Raw genomic sequence first — 16,011 nt, 5'->3', positions numbered from 1 at the left:
CCAGTCGCTCTTACTTGTTTGAAATTCAACCAGCTGTTTATCACTCATCTCACTTAAATCATCATAACGGCCATTAAAGTTTTGTGCTTTAGATTCTTTAGGTGTAATTCTGAAGATACGCCCGGTTTCTGAGTTCAAAACCTCTTTCCCACAAATATCCGCATCATGCCAATCCAGAGCATACATACCCCCATCAGGGCCTATCTCCATACTAAAACCTACCCATTGGGCATTGTTTGCCATCATAAAATCGTCCCCGTGATAGCCTGAAAATCCAGAACCTTTTCGCTCTAAGATATCTGACAGTACAGCATGTTCATGAATATTAGCCATAAATATCCTGCCCTGATGCTCCTGCGGAAAAGCGTCCGACTGGTAAATCCTTGCCCCTCCATGGGCAGAACGGTGGCTATGATCAGCTATGGTTTTAATATCATCATAAACAAAAGGATTAAAATGCTGCCCTCCCTGCCGGTGATAAATCCCACCCGGAATTACATGCCATAAATGCGGAATTACACATGCGCTGATGAAAAGCTGCCCTTTAGCATCATAATCTATCCCCCATGGATTACTGAAGCCATGTGCCACAACTTCAAAGCGGTCTTTTGTTGGATGATAGCGCCAAACACCACCGTTAATGTCCACCCCTTCCCCTTCCAGTATATCTTCCGGAAATGCTTCTTTATGTTTATAGATCCGTCCCTTGCCAGCAGGTTTCCGCACTTTGGAAGGCGTTGCAAAACCCTGTAAACCATACAACCAGCCATCCGGGCCCCAATGTAAACTGTTCAGGGTTTCATGCCGGTCGCGAATGCCCCAGCCGGTTAAACGAACTTCAATATCTTCCATCTCTGCTTTATCATCATGATTGCGATCAGGAACAAACAGCAAATTTGGCGGGGCGCCAATAAAAACGCCGTCAAAACCAACCGCTATGGCCGAAGGAAACGGAATCCCTTCTAAAAATACTTTCTTCGAATCGGCAACGCCATCATCATTGGTATCTTCCAGAATTAAAATCCGGCTATTACCAGCATTTGAAAAACCATACCCCCGTGATTCATAATCTTTGTTTTCAGCAATCCATAGGCGGCCTTTATCATCCCAGCAAAATGCCATAGGCTGCGTCATCATTGGTTCTGCTGCCCAAACATTCACTTTAAAGCCGTCCTTAACGGTAATGGCTTCCACAGCTTGTTGTGGCGTTAAAAACTTGGCCTCAAGACCTTCCTTTTGAGCAATCGCCCATAAAGCCACTGTCGAATACATGGATTTTTCTCCGGTATAATCGCCCCACATATCCGTAAGCTCCAAATCATTTAAGGCACCGGTATAAACAACAAGTTGATGCTTGATAACTTCTGTTTCTCCTTTATTTATTTTCCAATCGCCATTACGGGATCTTGCAGGGCCAATTCCAAATTGATTGTCCACACGCCATGTTTGAGGATAACCTTTATTTTGAGGATGATCAAAAATCGCAATATGTGCTAAATCGTCCCTACCTTCAACCTGCATACCGGCATCAACCCACATTGCGGGCTGTCCTTCTGCTTTTTCATTACGCTGACGGGCGGCATTAACCACTTCGCCTTTAATACCTTCACGCCATGGCATACGGAGAAATAAACCTCCGTAATCGTATTTGCCGATAGTTATATCTGTTTTTGCTTCACCTTTCCATTCCAATTCCAAAAAAAACTTACTGTCCTGCGCTTTCATTGACCAGTTTTGGGTTTCGGTTAAAACCTTATTTCCCTTTTCGTCAAGCAGATCATACACCGTTTGCCACTTTACTTCTTTTCCTACCGCTTCCAGTACACGAGCTGAAACTCTTTTCCAGTAATCACCTGAAGGATTATGAAAATAATCCCGTCCATTTACACGTGTAAAACCCCAGTAAAGTCCGGTTTGATGTTTATGGTGCCCCGGGCTGTATTCAGTTAAAATGCCCTTTCCGTCTGGCGCTGCAATTGGATGTATATATGGCCGGAAATCAGCTTTTGCATTTTGAGTCAATATGGGTTCTTTCATGTCTGCACTATACACCGAAATTGTACCTGCAGCTTTGTCTTCTTTAATATTAAGTTCAACTTCTTTATCTTTTAAAAATGGAAACCCATTATGAGAGATGTATTTAAACCCAACCCAGAAATTGAAAATGATAAAAGAAATAAATAGAATGAATGAACGGATCATAAGTTTATTGTTCTTTAATTTAGGCTTGATAATTATAAAATCGCTCAGAAACTGTCTTAAAATTAAGATATCTTGCCATCTCTTATAAAAAGAAATGTCTAAGGTTTCAATGATCAAGAATAAATTCTTTCCATGAATGTGTTAACTCTGCATTGTTCAGCTCTCCAGTATAGACAAACAATCTATAACGGATAACCTCAGTTTCACCTTTGGCAAGTTTCCAGTCTCCCAAAATTTGTCGTGAAGGGCCAAGTCCCAATTGAGTATCAACCCGCCAAGGGGTAGGAAAGGCTTTGTTATCCGGGTGATCAAAGATCGCGATATGAGCAAAATCATCACGCCCATCAATCTTTATCCCTACATCGCTCCAAATAGCTCGCTGGGCTTCCATCTCCATATTACGTTGCCCGGCAGAATTAATAATCGCACCAATAGTTCCTTTAACCCAGGGCATACGAACAAATAAGCCTCCCACGTAGAATTTTCCCATTGTGACGTTTGTTTTTGCTTCTCCTCTCCATTCCAGGTCCAGCAGATATTTTCCATCATATTTCTGCATTGTCCAGTTTTGCGTTTCGACCATTATAGTATTGCCCTTTTCGTCAAGCATATCATAAACGGTCTGCCATTTGACCTGCTTCCCTTTTTCCTTTATTACACTCGCTGAAATGCCACGCCAATAATCACCTTGCCACTTCATAAAGTAATCACGGCCATTGACCAATTTTAATCCCCAGTAAATTCCAGTTTGATGTAAATGGTGCTCCGGGCGGTATTCGGTAAGTATTCCCTTACCATCAGGAGCAATAATGGGATGAATGTAGGGGCGCTCATCCCTCTTGGCAATTTGTGTAAGTATTGGTTCCTTAGCACTGCGGGAAAAGACAGAGATAGTCTCAGCAGCCTGGTCTTGCTGAATACGTAATATTGTTTTCGACTGTTGTTTCCTATTTTTGAGGATCTGAGCGTTGCCCGGGTAACCTATAAAAACAAAAACTATAAATAAGGCAATTAATCTCATAATAACTGTTATTTCGTAATGCTTATTATTCCCATATTAATTTTCCTTTATTTTCATGCTACGATAAGATACTGAGCTTCCATTATTTTCAAGAAGTATATGGCCTTTAAACGACATACCAAAGTTTGGCAAGTCTTTATATTTACTTTTTGACATCAAATCCTTGTATTCAGCAGATCCAAGCTTGTATTCTAGAATTTTGTTCCCGTTCAGCCAATATTCCACCTGCTTATCTGGGAGCATTTTTATAAAAGCCTGATTCCATTCACCTATTCTTTTAGCTATGGCAGATGTCTTTTTTGATGCCAATATATCAGCTAGTGATCCGAGTGTTCGATTACCCGTTACGCCGGAAGCGGAATCATCCACTATCTGATATTCCAATGAGGATAGGGCTGTACTTCTGTTTCCTTCAGATTCGTTTACAAAATACTTAACCCCGCTATTAGCTCCTTCTGAAAGTTTAAAATCAAATTTCAACTCAAAGGGACCATATTGTTTTTCAGTTATTATATAGGAACCACCGGCTGATTCTGTACCATCAGGTTTTAACACACTCATTTCTCCGTCTTTAATCGACCAGACATTTTTAGGAAATTCAGATTTATTGGGACCGCTCCAACCCCTGGTAGATTTGCCATCCCACAATAAAGAGTAGTCATTCTTTTCCTCCTGGGATGACAGATTATTAGGAAGAAGGTTAACTACAAATGCATTATCCAAAGGTGAAATTTTCAAATCGCCGGTTTGTAAGCGAATATTACGAAAACGCACTTTATAGCTCCCGGCCGGATCGTTTGCCTGATTAGCATGTAGCTGGAGTCCAATATATCCTCTTAGAAATCTTCCATCAATAAGGTGCGCAGCCGGAATTCCATTTATCCAGGTCCTGATCGTGGTGCCTATACATTCAATCCTATATTTATTCCACTGAAACCCACTTTTTTGGTCTCTTTTAAAAGCTTTTTTAGCGGCGGGACTGAGCTGCTCCCCAGGATATATCCAACCCCTGTTCCCTCCCTCTTCATAAATTGCACCACTCCATTGCTGTGGTTTTGGATCCACTTCCATCTGGTAACCGTGTACACGGCCGTTATTATAATCAGGATAACTAAGTGTGCGAAATTGAATACCCGAATTATTCATTAAAGTATCTATTGACACGTCCAACTCCAGTACGAAATCCCCGTATTCTTTATTCGTGCAAAGAAAACCGTTTGGCTCGCCCGGAACCGTTGTTCCAACGATCATTCCATTGTTAACTTCCCATATATGCTTCCCGTTGAGCTGTTGCCAGCCGTCAAGATCTTTGCCATTGAAAATGGTCTGCCAATTATTTTCCTGAGCCTTGCATGGCACAGATAATAGCACAGAAATTAACATTATCCATATGCCGGGAAATTCTATTTTTTTCATGCGGATCATTCTAATTCCTATTTCCTGTAAATTTATTTTGCGCAAAAAAGCTTTAAAGTCTCTTAATTGGGCAATGCAAAAGCGATGACAGAGTCGCCGTGCTTGGTACCGTTCTTCCCACCGCCCCCAGCAGCAATTACAATATATTGTTTACCATTGATCATGTATACACTTGGCGTAGCGTAACCTCCGGCAGGCAGTTGGTATTCCCATAGTACGATACCGGAGCGCTTATCAAATGCCCGGATCTTCTCGTCGGCTGTGGCAGCTATGAACACCAGGTTCCCCGCTGTTACTACCGGCCCGCCGAAGCTCTTTGTTCCTGTATTACGAATTCCTTTGGCAACCAATTCGGGGTATTCACCCAAGGGAACCTTCCAAAGAATTTCGCCCTTATCCAGGTCTATAGCATTTAGGGTTCCCCAGGGTGGGGATATAGCTGGGTAGCCATTTTGATCAACAAAAAACGGGGTCATATTGGCGTATCGCGGTGCCCGGTCAGAGGCAGGGTCCGTCGTAGCAGTCTTGACCGGCTCGGCTTCAATATCGCTGCTCTTCAAATAGGCAACCAGGTCGTTTAACTGTCCGCCCATAATTTGTTTAAAGGTTGGCATCATGCCGCGACCGTGAGTAAGTATAGATTTAATGGAATCGCTGCTTAGTTTTAAGTTGGTAAGCGGGGGGAATAATGGCGGATTACCCACTTTGTTTACCCCGTGGCATGCGGTACAGTTTGTATTATAGATCATCGCGCCACGCTGAAGAGGTGTTGCCGACGCCATGTCGACATTGGCAGCTAAAGGCTTGAGACTATGTATTGTGGGCGCTTCATTAACATTGACAAACATTACGTTTGTACGGGGATCGAAAGCAGCACCTCCCCATTCTACGCCACCCTGATGGCCGGGCATGGTAATTACTCCAGCCATGGAAGCCGGCGTATATAACGGCCCTGTTTCATGTTGCCTGAATTTATTCAAAACATAGGCGTGGGTTTCCGGGGTAATGTTACTTAAATCGGACTCCCGTAGGGTGGTACGATTAAGAGGCGGGGGCCTTAAAGGAAAGGGCTGCGTTGGCCAGGCTTCCTCCCCGGGAACCTTTGATGGCGGTACAGGAAGTTCTACTACTGGAAATACCGGCTCCCCGGTTTTTCGGTCCAGCACGAAGGTTAGGCCCTGCTTTGTAAGCTGAACGACAATATCACGGGATTTCCCGTTGGAAGTGACCGTGGCTAAAATGGGGGCAGGAGGAGCATCGTAGTCCCAGATATCATGATGTACTGTCTGGTAATGCCAAATGCGCTTACCAGTTGTGGCGTCCAATGCCAGTACGGTATTGGCGAATAAATTCGCTCCTTTTCTCATCCCACCGTAAATAAAATCAGGGGCCGCCGATCCTGTTGCAAAAAATACCCATCCTCTTTCTTCATCCAGCGTTAGTCCTCCCCAGGGATTCGTTCCCCCGTATCTCTCATCTTTTTCAAATTTCCAGGTGTTGTATCCAAACTCTCCCGGCTGCGGTATGGTATGAAATATCCATTTAAACTCTCCGGTCAGTACATCATAGCCGCGAACATCGCCAGGGGTCGAAGGGCTCTCTTCAGGCGTACGTCCACCCACTATCAGGATATTTTTATATACTATACCCTGGGTCGTAGTCTCAATGTCGACCAGTTCCGGCGCTATCGGCATATTTTTTCGCAGATCTATATATCCATTTTCCCCGAACGACTGGATAAGGGCTCCGGTTTTTGCATCTACGGCATAAACCCTGTCTTTTACAAAATTCAGGATCCGCTTATTTTTGCCATTCACATCTTCCCAATATACAAGGCCCCGGTTACGGCCCCGAAAAGTACGTGCGGCATTGACGTGCTTACCGGGCTTAAATACCCACACTTCCTTGCCCGTGGCCGCATCTAAAGCTACCGCATTAACCTCTGGTGTAGTAAAATATAATAGGCCATCAATAATGATTGGGTTGGCATACATTCCTGGCCCGACAGGATTGCCATGATGGTACTCCCATGCTTTTTCCAGCTTTTGAACATTTCCAGTGTTGATCTGATCCAGTTCAGAATATTGAATCCCGCTGGAGTGTCCCCTGTAAATTCCCCACTCTTTATGATTATTGAGCCTGTTTTTCCACTGGCCCTCCTGTGCTCCACTACTCTTATTAGTGCCCGAAGGGTTTTGCAAACTATCCATTCTTGCAGTACAGGCTATAAAAAACAGCAATACACTTAAAAATAGCAGGTGACGCCCGGAAACATAATTAATTCTCATAAATAGTATATATGAAGCTCTATTTTATTAATTAGTAATAGAGCTTATTCTTATCAGCACTTTTCAATAATTGTCAATTGTAGCCGATACGGAAGCAAGCCGCAGAGTTCCAGTCTAATTTATTTTCCCTGGCAAATGAAGCTGCCTGGATTTAACAGCTTCATTATTGCTAAGATAATTAATAACCTGGATTCTGTGTAAGGGCTGATTTTCCATTTTTGTCTTTAGATAAATCAATCTGGGTTAATGGAATAGGTACAATCTCATTCTGCCCAATCTGGAATTTTTTACCTGAAATGGATGGCATTCTTAAGCCATCGACAGCCAGATATTGATTTAATACCGGCCCGGCTATACCCCATCTTACCAAGTCGAAAAAGCGAACGCCCTCCAATGCAAATTCAAGTCGTTCTTCATGCCGGATAGCCAAAAGCGCAAATGCTTTCGACGCAAAATTTACGGGGTAGGGCTCTGTCTTGTAATTTGCTGCAGGTGTTCCATTTGAGAATTTAACAACAGTAGAATTTTTAGCCCGGTTACGTATTTCATTTACCAGTTTGGTAGCAGTAGCTAATGAACCTACTTCCGCCTCACATTCGGCAAGCCAAAGTATTACATGGCTCAATTTAAACTTACGGTAATTATTTGCATTAGCACCCGGCCGTACCGTAGTGCTGGAATAAATGTTCTTTTCAGACTGTAAATAGGTCGACTTCTTGCTCATATATGGCCCGCCATTGTTGAGGTCCCGAATCCATGTGATGTTAGGAATGCCCCAATCAAAGTCAGGAACACCCGGACGGGATAGCGTCCAGTCTAGACGCATGTCAACCGGCTGGGTATAAAGTACAGTAGCATTGGAAGTAGCCGTGCTGTACGGGAGTTGCTCGGCTGCGATATAAGTGGTTGGATCCAGGTTTACCGGGAGGCCATCATTGCCTGTTCTATAAGCACTGACTAATGAGTGAGAAGGTTGAAAGAAGTTACTCGATGATTTAAATGAAGGTGAATTAAGGGCATCCCCAATATTGGCGTTATTAGCTCCGAATCCATCATTCACCGAGTATTGAACCTCGAAAATCGATTCGGAATTGTTTACTGTTGCTATCAGAAAATTATTTATAAACTGAGGAGCTAAGGTAAATCCACCATTAGTGTAAACATCTTCCAGTAAAGGTTTTGCGTCTGCGTATTTTCGCTGAGCAAGGTATACTCGTGCCAGATAAGTTTTAGCAGCCCATTTAGTTGCGCGGCCCTTGTCGCTCCAGCGGTGAGGAAGATTGTCCTGCGCAAACTTCAGATCTGCCTCTATTTCGGGCCATAAAAGCCGGTCATTAGGTACTGTCGACGGGTTTTCTGTTGTTTCACTGATGTACGGAATTTTACCATATAAATTGGTAAGCTCGGTGTAAAAATGAGCCCGTAGAAATCTGGCCTGGGCTATAGCTTGTGTCGTTTCAAGAGCGCTCATATCTGTAGCCTTGGCAACAGCTTTCAATACATCATTGCAGCGCAGCACGCCATCATATTTTTGCTGCCAGTTACTGTTAACATATGTATTATCGGCAGTTAAAAAATGTCCTGCAATGTCGTTGATCAGAGCCTGATCGCCAGAATTAGACCCCTTATAAGCATCATCAGCACGAACGCTTCCCCATACCCAATTAGATACCGTTGTAGACCAGGCCTGGGTTTGTGCACTTCTATTGTTAGCTCCATCAACGTTAGAATACGCGCCGATCAGCAGGAAATTTACGCCACTTTTATTTAGTAAAGTTTCGAAGTTTGCTTCGCCTTTTGGTTGAATTGTAAACCAATCGTCTTTACATGAACCCAGGACCAAGGTTAAAATGGCAGCAGAAAAAATGAATATCTTTTTCATAACATACTAAATTATAGACAATTTATATTTTAACTTAAAGCTTCATATTAAAACCAAATACAATGATTCGGGGGGTTGGGTAAACGCTTCCGTCAATGCCGGTCTCATTTACCTCCACATCCATTCCGCTATATTTTGTTGAAGTAAACAGGTTTGTGGCCTGCAGGTAAACCCGAAGCCCCTGCATTTTAATTCTTGACAAAGCCGTTGCAGGAACAGTATAACCGAGTTGGGCATTTTTCAAACGCAGGTAATCCCCATCCTCCACAAAAAAGGAATTGGGCAATGACATATTCGCATCATTGTTTATAGTAATGGGCAAGGTGATTTTTGAACCACTTGCGTAACGTTCCGGAGTCCATGACTCATAAAGACGTGACCTTAAGTAGTTACCATCAGAGCGCACGAACAAGACACCCCGTTTTGCATTATTAACAATGTTACGCCCGCTTACGCCCTGAACAAACGTAGTCATGTCCCATGCCTTATATTTCAGATCCAGATTAAACCCGTAAGACAAATCAGGATAACCATCTCCAAGAAATGTACGATCCAATGGAGTGATTTTTCCGTCCTGGTTCACATCTTTATACTTGAAAACCCCCGGCATACTATAAACATCCACCCCGGCAAGGTTAGGATTGAATTTAGGCCAGGCAGCAACTTCTGCAGGCGTATTAAAAATTCCTTCAACTACATACCCGTAGAATGTATTAAGGGGCTTCCCAGCTTGAGTCACAGTACTAAAACTCGCTTCGACTGCGTTCCCAAAACGTTGCTCATTGGGGTTATTGTTCAACTTAACCACCTCATTTCTAAAATGAGAAAGATTTGTATTTAAGGAGTAACTGAAGTCTCTGCCTGCCTGGCCACGGTAGGTTAAGATCAGATCAACCCCTGTGTTTTTCATTTCACCGATATTTATATTAGGTAAGTTCACCTGGCCCCAGGTAGCCGGCCTTGAATCGTTATAGAGCATGTCAGATGTAACACGTTCATAAACATCAAGGGTGACTTCCAGCTTAGATTTCAAAAGGGATATATCCAGCCCGATATTTTTTGCAACATTGGTCTCCCACCGACCTTGCTCGTTTCCTACAGATGATTGATGAAAACCTGCGGCTGATGAGCTTCTGCTTGAACCGCTGATATTATAATAGGATTCGTTCCCGTTTGCGATGTAGGTACTGTAGGCATTGTAATTACCTACGTTATCATTACCATTTGTTCCCCATCCCACACGCAGCTTGAGATCATCAAGCCAGCTTACATTATCCATAAAAGGTTCTTCCGAAATTCTCCAACCTGCTGAAAATGCAGGAAAAGTTCCCCAGCGGTATTTGCCGACGAAACGTGAAGAAGCGTCGCGGCGGATAACTCCTTCCAATAGGTATTTTCCCTTATAATCATAATTTAGACGTCCGAAATAGGAAAACAGTCTCGATTGGTTATAAGTTCCTGCATTAGTTATATCCTTTTCACCTGCGTTCAATACCATATAGTCCAGATCTGTAAATGCAAAAGTTGATCGTCCACCAGCTACTGATTCGTTACGATTATCCAGCGCCTCTGAGCCCAGCAATACATTGATATTGTGATTGGCCCTGATGGTCTTCATATAATTCAGCGTATTGATCCAGTTATATTGAAGGCTAATATCCGAACCTGTATTCAGCCTGCTAACAAGAGCAGTTTGGTTCCATTCCGGATCAGCCAGGCTCCGGTCGTGGCTATTTCTCGTGTTATAACTAACGCCAAGCATCGTTCTAAAGAGCAGATCTTTTGTTATTCCGGCTTGCGCATACGTACTTCCCTGGAGAATTATTCCACGGTCATAGTCGTCATTATTCCTGACAAGGTTAGCTACCTGGTTTGTACCATTGCCTGTTGCAGGAGTTTTTGAACCTGCAAAATTGCCTTTGATGTCATAAATAGGAAGTATAGGATGCAGGGTAAGTACATCGCCCGCAGGCGCGCCGCTTAGAAGGCCTGCTCTGTCGAGATAGGTGGCACTGAGCCTGGGACCTATTTTTAGCCAGTCGTTGACTTTAATATCGGTATTCGAGCGCAATGAATAACGCTTAAATCCGCTATTCGTAGCAGCATTTAACGCGTCGCCTCCATAATTTATGATGCCCTTTTGATTCATATAACCAGCAGATACATTGTATACACTTCCTGCATTTCCGCCACTCAATGAGAGGTTATAGTCTTCCAGCGGAGCAGGAGAAAAAATGGTCTCATACCAGTCTGTTTCACCTTTATTTGCTTTAGTTATGGCGTTGTACGGGGTAGGCCAGGTATAGGTGCTTTCGTCCACTTGCCCTGCCATTTTACCTGCCGGGAAAATATAATCCGGAACAACCGGCGCAGCGCCATTACCGTACTGAACATTTCCCCATCCAGTGCCGCCTTGGACCAGTCCCATATTTTTATATTTTTGCCATAAGTTCAATCCAATTTCTTCCGAATTCATCAGTTCAGGGCTATTCGTTTTATCCTGCATTCCAATTCGTGCATCAAAGTTCATAGTGGTCTTGCCCTCTTTACCGCCTTTTGTGGTTACCACGATAACTCCATTAGCGGCACGGGAACCATAAATGGCTGAAGAAGAAGCATCTTTTAGTACGGTCATTGATTCGATATCATTGGGGTTAATATTATCCATATCGGTTCGGGGGATGCCGTCAATGACATAAAGAGGGTTATTGTTACCCAATGAACCATAACCTCGTACCCGCACTGTAGCAGTTCCGCCAGGAATATTACTGGTGGTAACGGTAACACCCGCTATGCGACCCTGTAGCCGGGATGCCGCATCTCCCACAGCTACGGCATTCAAATCTTCTGATCCAATAGAGGCTACTGCGCCGGTTACGCTGGCCTTTTTCTGAGTACCGTAAGCAACAACAACTATTTCTTCCAACTGCTGATTATCCTCTTCCAGTACAGCGTTGATAGTTGATTGACTGTTAACGGCAATTTCCTCGGACCTATACCCCAGATAAGTAAATACCAAAATTCTCTTATCATCCGGAACCTGGATTAAGTATTCACCCTGTATATCGGTACTGGCACCGCTTGCAGTTCCTTTTAGTTTAACGGTTACCCCAATCAACGCATTCCCTTTATTATCTGTCACTTTTCCCTTTACCGGACGTGGAAAGTTTTGTGCGTAAATGGGATTAACAGACGAGAAAATAATAAAAAGGAGAATGAAAGCAGTGCGATACTCCCCTAATAGTGTTAGTCTGAATTTACTCATTTTACTTAAGGTTTTATTTGTTTTTGTTATGCAATGGTTTCAAAACTCAATAACAATTTTATTCTTTGTTTCTTTTTAAAAAAAACCTTATTCTATCCAATGTTGATGTTTTTATATCTCGAAACACGTGATTTTGGTTATTTTTAAGATAAAATATACAAGCTAATGAAAAATAGTATTCCAAAAGTGGCTATTCCAGACTCGAAAGTCTTCGTGATTAAGCAACTGGAGGCGCCATATTTCGACCCTATTTTCCATTTCCATCAGGAATACCAGCTATTTTTAGTTTTGCAAGGGGAAGGGACCCGTTTTATAGGCGATAATATGAAACCTTTCAAAAAAGGTGATTTAGTTTTTACAGGGCCAAATCTTCCACATGTGTGGCGTAGTGACAACTGCTATTTTGATAAAACCAATAATTTAAAAACTACAGGAATTGTTATCTATTTCCATGATCATTTCCTGGGAGAACCCATTCATCATGAAGAAGAGTTTGAAAATATTCGTCATTTGCTTCAAAAGTCTGTACGGGGTCTGGAAATAAACGGAGATACGAATCGCAAGGTCAGTAAAATGATGGTTGAACTACTTGAGCTGAAGGGAATAAAAAGTATTATTCAGTTATTGAAAATATTAGATATTACAGCAAATTCGCCGGAGTGTCATTTTATTACCCACAAGCATTACGTTCCTATAAATACAGAAGCAGAAACAAACCGAATGAATAAAGTTTACGAATATGTAATGAAAAATTTCAAACAAAAGATAAGACTGGAAGAAGTTGCTGCTATTGCCAATATGACGCCTACCTCCTTTAGCCGGTATTTTAAATCCCGGGTAAACAAGTCCTTTTCCGATTTCTTAAAGGAGATCAGAATTGATTATGCACGTAAATTACTTAGCGAAGAAGATATGAACATCAACCAGATCGGGTATGAATGTGGCTTCCACAACATTTCTAACTTTAACAAACAATTTAAGAAAGTAACAGGTGATCATCCGTTTCACTACCGCATTGAATGTCTTAAAGTACAGATCGAGGTAGATGGTAATTTTTAAACTGTAATTCCCAGCACAAGCTTTAATTCTCCATCCATAATTCACTATTTGCAAATGATCAAAGAATATTTAAAACACAACTTTAAAAACTTCGAACCGGCTCTTATGGAAAAAATCGGCCACAATGCTTCGATAAAAGAGTTTGAACCGGGCGAAATGCTGATGACTACCGGACAATATTTTCGCTCCACGATACTTGTTGTAGAGGGAAGAATTAAGCTTTACCGTGAAGGTCCGGCATTGGGGTGGTTACCGGGCTGCTGGGCGCAGGTGGCGGCTTCTTGCTGATTCCGGTTTTGAAATTCCTAATTAAATTACCCATTAAAAAAGCCATTGTGACAAAAGTCACCAAGCAATCAACTCTAAATGCTCAATTTTGTACGCTGTATATATAGTAATAAAGAATTACTTGTAATGTAACCTTAATTAAGATAGGAGACGATGTTTAATAGCTTTTTCAAGAATAACGAAAACGATCTGGATGGATATCATTTTAGAAAGAATTTTCAAAATACCGGCAATGCCATACTGGTCGACATGAGAACCCCTGAAGAATATAAGAGCGGAACCATTCTCGGTTCTACAAACATAGATTTTTTGGTTCCGTTTTCAGTCGTTTCATATGTATGGGATCATCGGAACTGCTGTAGTTCTGGGAGTTTTAGCCGTATATTCAATAAAAAAGTTTGAAATAAGAGACTTTCACGGGAACCCCATCGTTTTTCAAGATAAGGATAGAAGCTGGCCCAGGTATATAATCGGGGGGTCGATTTTTGGCTTAGGGTGGGGTTTAACAGGGGCCTGTCCGGGACCAATGTTTGTTAATATAGGTTATGGATACTGGGCAATGATCATTGTGGTTCTCGGATCTTTAGTAGGAACATACATCTACGGTTTAATTAAAGACAGGCTCCCGCATTAAATTTGAAGGAATTAAAAGGATATATAATTTAAAAAAAATGAGAATGATCTTAAGTATAATCGCAGTATTTATAACGTTTAGCACATTTGCACAGCAGTTCCCTAACAAGGGACTGGCTGGAACAAACGATCCCTGGTCAAAAAACCAGTTAATTCAGCCCAGTCAATTAGCTGGTTTAATAAATAATCCTAAAGCTGCAAAGCCTTTGATTTTCAATATCGGCGTGGTTGAAGATATTAAGGGGGCCAAAAACATGGGCGCTGCCAGCGAAAAAGAAAATCTCGAACGCTTCAAAAAAGCGCTGACCAAATTGCCGAAAACCACACCAGTTGTGGTGTATTGTGGGTGTTGTCCGTTTGAGAAGTGTCCAAATATTCGCCCGGCTTTTAAAGCATTACAGAGCGGTGGGTTTACAAAAGCACACTTATTAAACCTTCCTACAAACATTAAAGTAGACTGGATCAATAAGGGTTATCCTCTCGCCAAATAGTGGTTGAACAAGTCAAACTTGGACTCCGGGAAAATTGGAGACAGTTTTCTCTTCTGGTTATTGTTAACGCCTTTGTTGGGGGAATGGTTGGCATGGAACGCGCTATTATTCCTGAACTGGCCTTGCAGGAATTCTCGCTCGCAACCAAATCAGCTGTACTTTCCTTTATTGTAGTATTTGGCCTTACCAAAGCAGCTAGCAATTATTTTGCCGGTGCATTATCTAACAAAGTTGGCAGAAAAAATTTACTGGTCATAGGATGGATCTTTGCTCTGCCTGTCCCTTTCTTGCTAATTTTAGCCGCCCATTGGAACTGGATCATCATAGCTAATGTATTTTTAGGGATTAGTCAGGGCTTAACCTGGTCTTCTACCGTTGTCATGAAAATCGACCTTGTGGGAGAGAAGGATCGCGGCTTTGCAATGGGACTTAATGAATTCGCCGGTTACCTGGCAGTGGCATTAGTGGCTCTGCTTACCGGGTACATTGCCAGTGTATATGGATTAAGACCTTATCCTTTTTATATTGGAATCGGCTTATCACTATTGGGCTTATTAACCAGTATATTTCTGATAAAAGATACGAGGAAATTTGCTCTTCAGGAAAAGAAGTTTTCATTAGTAAAACCCCTGAATCATATTTTTCTTGATACCACATTCCGGCATAAAAATCTTTCTTCAATTACCCAGGCAGGTTTAGTAAATAATTTAAACGACGGAATGGTTTGGGGCTTATTACCGGTTTTGTTGGCTGCCAAAGGCTATGGACTTAAGGATATTGGTATAGTTGTTTCTGTTTATCCGGCAATTTGGGGCCTAGGGCAACTATTTACAGGCAAACTAGCCGATAACTTCCCCAAAAAGACCTTGCTATTTTGGGGGATGTTGATCCAGGGTATCGCAATTATATTTATGGGATATGCTGCTGCAATGTATCACTATATATTGATCTCCATCATACTCGGCATAGGAACAGCAATTGTTTACCCTGCATTTTTAGCAGCTATTGCAGATTATACCAATCCTGGACAAAGAGCGGAAAGTATAGGTGTTTTCCGGCTATGGCGGGATTCTGGGTATGTTTTTGGAGCGCTTCTATCAGGTGCCTTAGCTGACGCTTTTGGTCTGGAGGCTGCCGTAATAAATATTGGTGTTCTTACGGCCTTATCTGCCTTTCTGATAAAATTCAGGATGTCCTGAGTTTTTATAAAATGCTTCCGATCGTTTATGCTTTTTCAGGATGAGTATAAAATTTTTAATCATTGGAGGAAGAAAGTTATAATACAATTGGCTAAAGTATGTCAAATGAAACAGCAAAAGCATTCCTTATAACTTCCAGATAAGAGAACCACCTGCATACAGCTTTTTCTGGGATTCTGCAGTTTTAAATGATCACAATCATTTTTTTTCATGACTGCAATCAGGTGATAAAAATAGTTTTCTCGCGATTTTCGAAGGATAACTATT

13 protein-coding genes are annotated in these 16,011 nt (G+C 42.1%); 7 read left to right on the top strand and 6 right to left on the bottom strand.

The window, feature by feature from the left end; genetic code table 11:
* The 6 genes from ACLL8Z_RS12795 to ACLL8Z_RS12770 all read right to left on the bottom strand — a co-directional run.
* The coding region (locus ACLL8Z_RS12795; protein ID WP_411275172.1) for a PVC-type heme-binding CxxCH protein at window positions 1–2,202 on the bottom strand (2,202 nt) is incomplete at its 3' end.
* 106 nt (window positions 2,203–2,308) lie between these two features.
* The gene (locus ACLL8Z_RS12790; RefSeq protein ID WP_411275171.1) at window positions 2,309–3,223 is read right to left on the bottom strand and encodes a DUF6807 family protein; all 915 of its coding nucleotides are present in this window, start codon (window positions 3,221–3,223) and stop codon (window positions 2,309–2,311) included.
* 36 nt (window positions 3,224–3,259) lie between these two features.
* Entirely contained in the window at window positions 3,260–4,639 is a 1,380-nt protein-coding gene (locus ACLL8Z_RS12785) for a DUF1080 domain-containing protein (protein ID WP_411275170.1), read from the bottom strand.
* Window positions 4,640–4,701: 62 nt separating this feature from the next.
* Window positions 4,702–6,927: a PQQ-binding-like beta-propeller repeat protein gene (locus tag ACLL8Z_RS12780; RefSeq protein ID WP_411275169.1), complete on the bottom strand. Its 2,226-nt coding sequence runs from the start codon at window positions 6,925–6,927 to the stop codon at window positions 4,702–4,704.
* A gap of 178 nt (window positions 6,928–7,105) precedes the next feature.
* Window positions 7,106–8,809 (bottom strand): RagB/SusD family nutrient uptake outer membrane protein, encoded by a 1,704-nt coding sequence (locus ACLL8Z_RS12775; RefSeq protein ID WP_411275168.1) that lies wholly within the window; start codon window positions 8,807–8,809, stop codon window positions 7,106–7,108.
* A 34-nt stretch (window positions 8,810–8,843) separates the two neighbouring features.
* The gene (locus tag ACLL8Z_RS12770) at window positions 8,844–12,074 is read right to left on the bottom strand and encodes a SusC/RagA family TonB-linked outer membrane protein (protein ID WP_411275167.1); all 3,231 of its coding nucleotides are present in this window, start codon (window positions 12,072–12,074) and stop codon (window positions 8,844–8,846) included.
* A 165-nt stretch (window positions 12,075–12,239) separates the two neighbouring features.
* Between ACLL8Z_RS12770 and ACLL8Z_RS12765 the strand changes: the two genes are divergently transcribed.
* From ACLL8Z_RS12765 to ACLL8Z_RS12735, 7 genes are read left to right on the top strand one after another with little or no spacing between them, the layout of a single operon-like run.
* The gene (locus tag ACLL8Z_RS12765) at window positions 12,240–13,133 is read left to right on the top strand and encodes an AraC family transcriptional regulator (protein ID WP_411275166.1); all 894 of its coding nucleotides are present in this window, start codon (window positions 12,240–12,242) and stop codon (window positions 13,131–13,133) included.
* Window positions 13,134–13,187: 54 nt separating this feature from the next.
* On the top strand, window positions 13,188–13,421 hold the full coding sequence (locus ACLL8Z_RS12760) for a hypothetical protein (RefSeq protein ID WP_411275174.1): 234 nt from the start codon (window positions 13,188–13,190) through the stop codon (window positions 13,419–13,421).
* On the top strand, window positions 13,379–13,528 hold the full coding sequence (locus tag ACLL8Z_RS12755; protein ID WP_411275165.1) for a hypothetical protein: 150 nt from the start codon (window positions 13,379–13,381) through the stop codon (window positions 13,526–13,528). The genes ACLL8Z_RS12760 and ACLL8Z_RS12755 overlap by 43 nt, the downstream gene beginning before the upstream one ends.
* Window positions 13,529–13,574: 46 nt before the next feature.
* Window positions 13,575–13,823, top strand: coding sequence for a rhodanese-like domain-containing protein (locus ACLL8Z_RS12750; protein WP_411275164.1), 249 nt, complete (start codon window positions 13,575–13,577; stop codon window positions 13,821–13,823).
* Window positions 13,726–14,055, top strand: a complete 330-nt coding sequence (locus tag ACLL8Z_RS12745) for a YeeE/YedE family protein (protein ID WP_411275173.1) — start codon at window positions 13,726–13,728, stop codon at window positions 14,053–14,055. Before ACLL8Z_RS12750 ends, ACLL8Z_RS12745 begins: the two co-directional genes overlap by 98 nt.
* A gap of 43 nt (window positions 14,056–14,098) precedes the next feature.
* Window positions 14,099–14,545, top strand: a complete 447-nt coding sequence (locus ACLL8Z_RS12740; protein WP_411275163.1) for a rhodanese-like domain-containing protein — start codon at window positions 14,099–14,101, stop codon at window positions 14,543–14,545.
* Window positions 14,545–15,744: an MFS transporter gene (locus tag ACLL8Z_RS12735; RefSeq protein WP_411275162.1), complete on the top strand. Its 1,200-nt coding sequence runs from the start codon at window positions 14,545–14,547 to the stop codon at window positions 15,742–15,744. The genes ACLL8Z_RS12740 and ACLL8Z_RS12735 overlap by 1 nt, the downstream gene beginning before the upstream one ends.
* Window positions 15,745–16,011: the final 267 nt, after the last annotated feature.

Origin of the sequence: Daejeonella sp. (assembly GCF_046590655.1) — a bacterium.
Lineage (GTDB): Bacteria > Bacteroidota > Bacteroidia > Sphingobacteriales > Sphingobacteriaceae > Daejeonella.
The sequence above is the reverse complement of the archived record's forward strand: the minus strand, read 5'-3'. Positions and strand labels throughout refer to the sequence as shown.

Excerpts from the sequence above, each read along its gene's own strand:
- ACLL8Z_RS12790 (WP_411275171.1), bottom strand. The coding sequence starts at position 3,223 with ATGAGATTAATTGCCTTATTTATAGTTTTTGTTTTTATAGGTTACCCG.
- ACLL8Z_RS12785 (WP_411275170.1), bottom strand. The coding sequence starts at position 4,639 with ATGAAAAAAATAGAATTTCCCGGCATATGGATAATGTTAATTTCTGTG.
- ACLL8Z_RS12780 (WP_411275169.1), bottom strand. The coding sequence starts at position 6,927 with ATGAGAATTAATTATGTTTCCGGGCGTCACCTGCTATTTTTAAGTGTA.
- ACLL8Z_RS12775 (WP_411275168.1), bottom strand. The coding sequence starts at position 8,809 with ATGAAAAAGATATTCATTTTTTCTGCTGCCATTTTAACCTTGGTCCTG.
- ACLL8Z_RS12770 (WP_411275167.1), bottom strand. The coding sequence starts at position 12,074 with ATGAGTAAATTCAGACTAACACTATTAGGGGAGTATCGCACTGCTTTC.
- ACLL8Z_RS12765 (WP_411275166.1), top strand. The coding sequence starts at position 12,240 with ATGAAAAATAGTATTCCAAAAGTGGCTATTCCAGACTCGAAAGTCTTC.
- ACLL8Z_RS12760 (WP_411275174.1), top strand. The coding sequence starts at position 13,188 with ATGATCAAAGAATATTTAAAACACAACTTTAAAAACTTCGAACCGGCT.
- ACLL8Z_RS12750 (WP_411275164.1), top strand. The coding sequence starts at position 13,575 with ATGTTTAATAGCTTTTTCAAGAATAACGAAAACGATCTGGATGGATAT.
- ACLL8Z_RS12740 (WP_411275163.1), top strand. The coding sequence starts at position 14,099 with ATGATCTTAAGTATAATCGCAGTATTTATAACGTTTAGCACATTTGCA.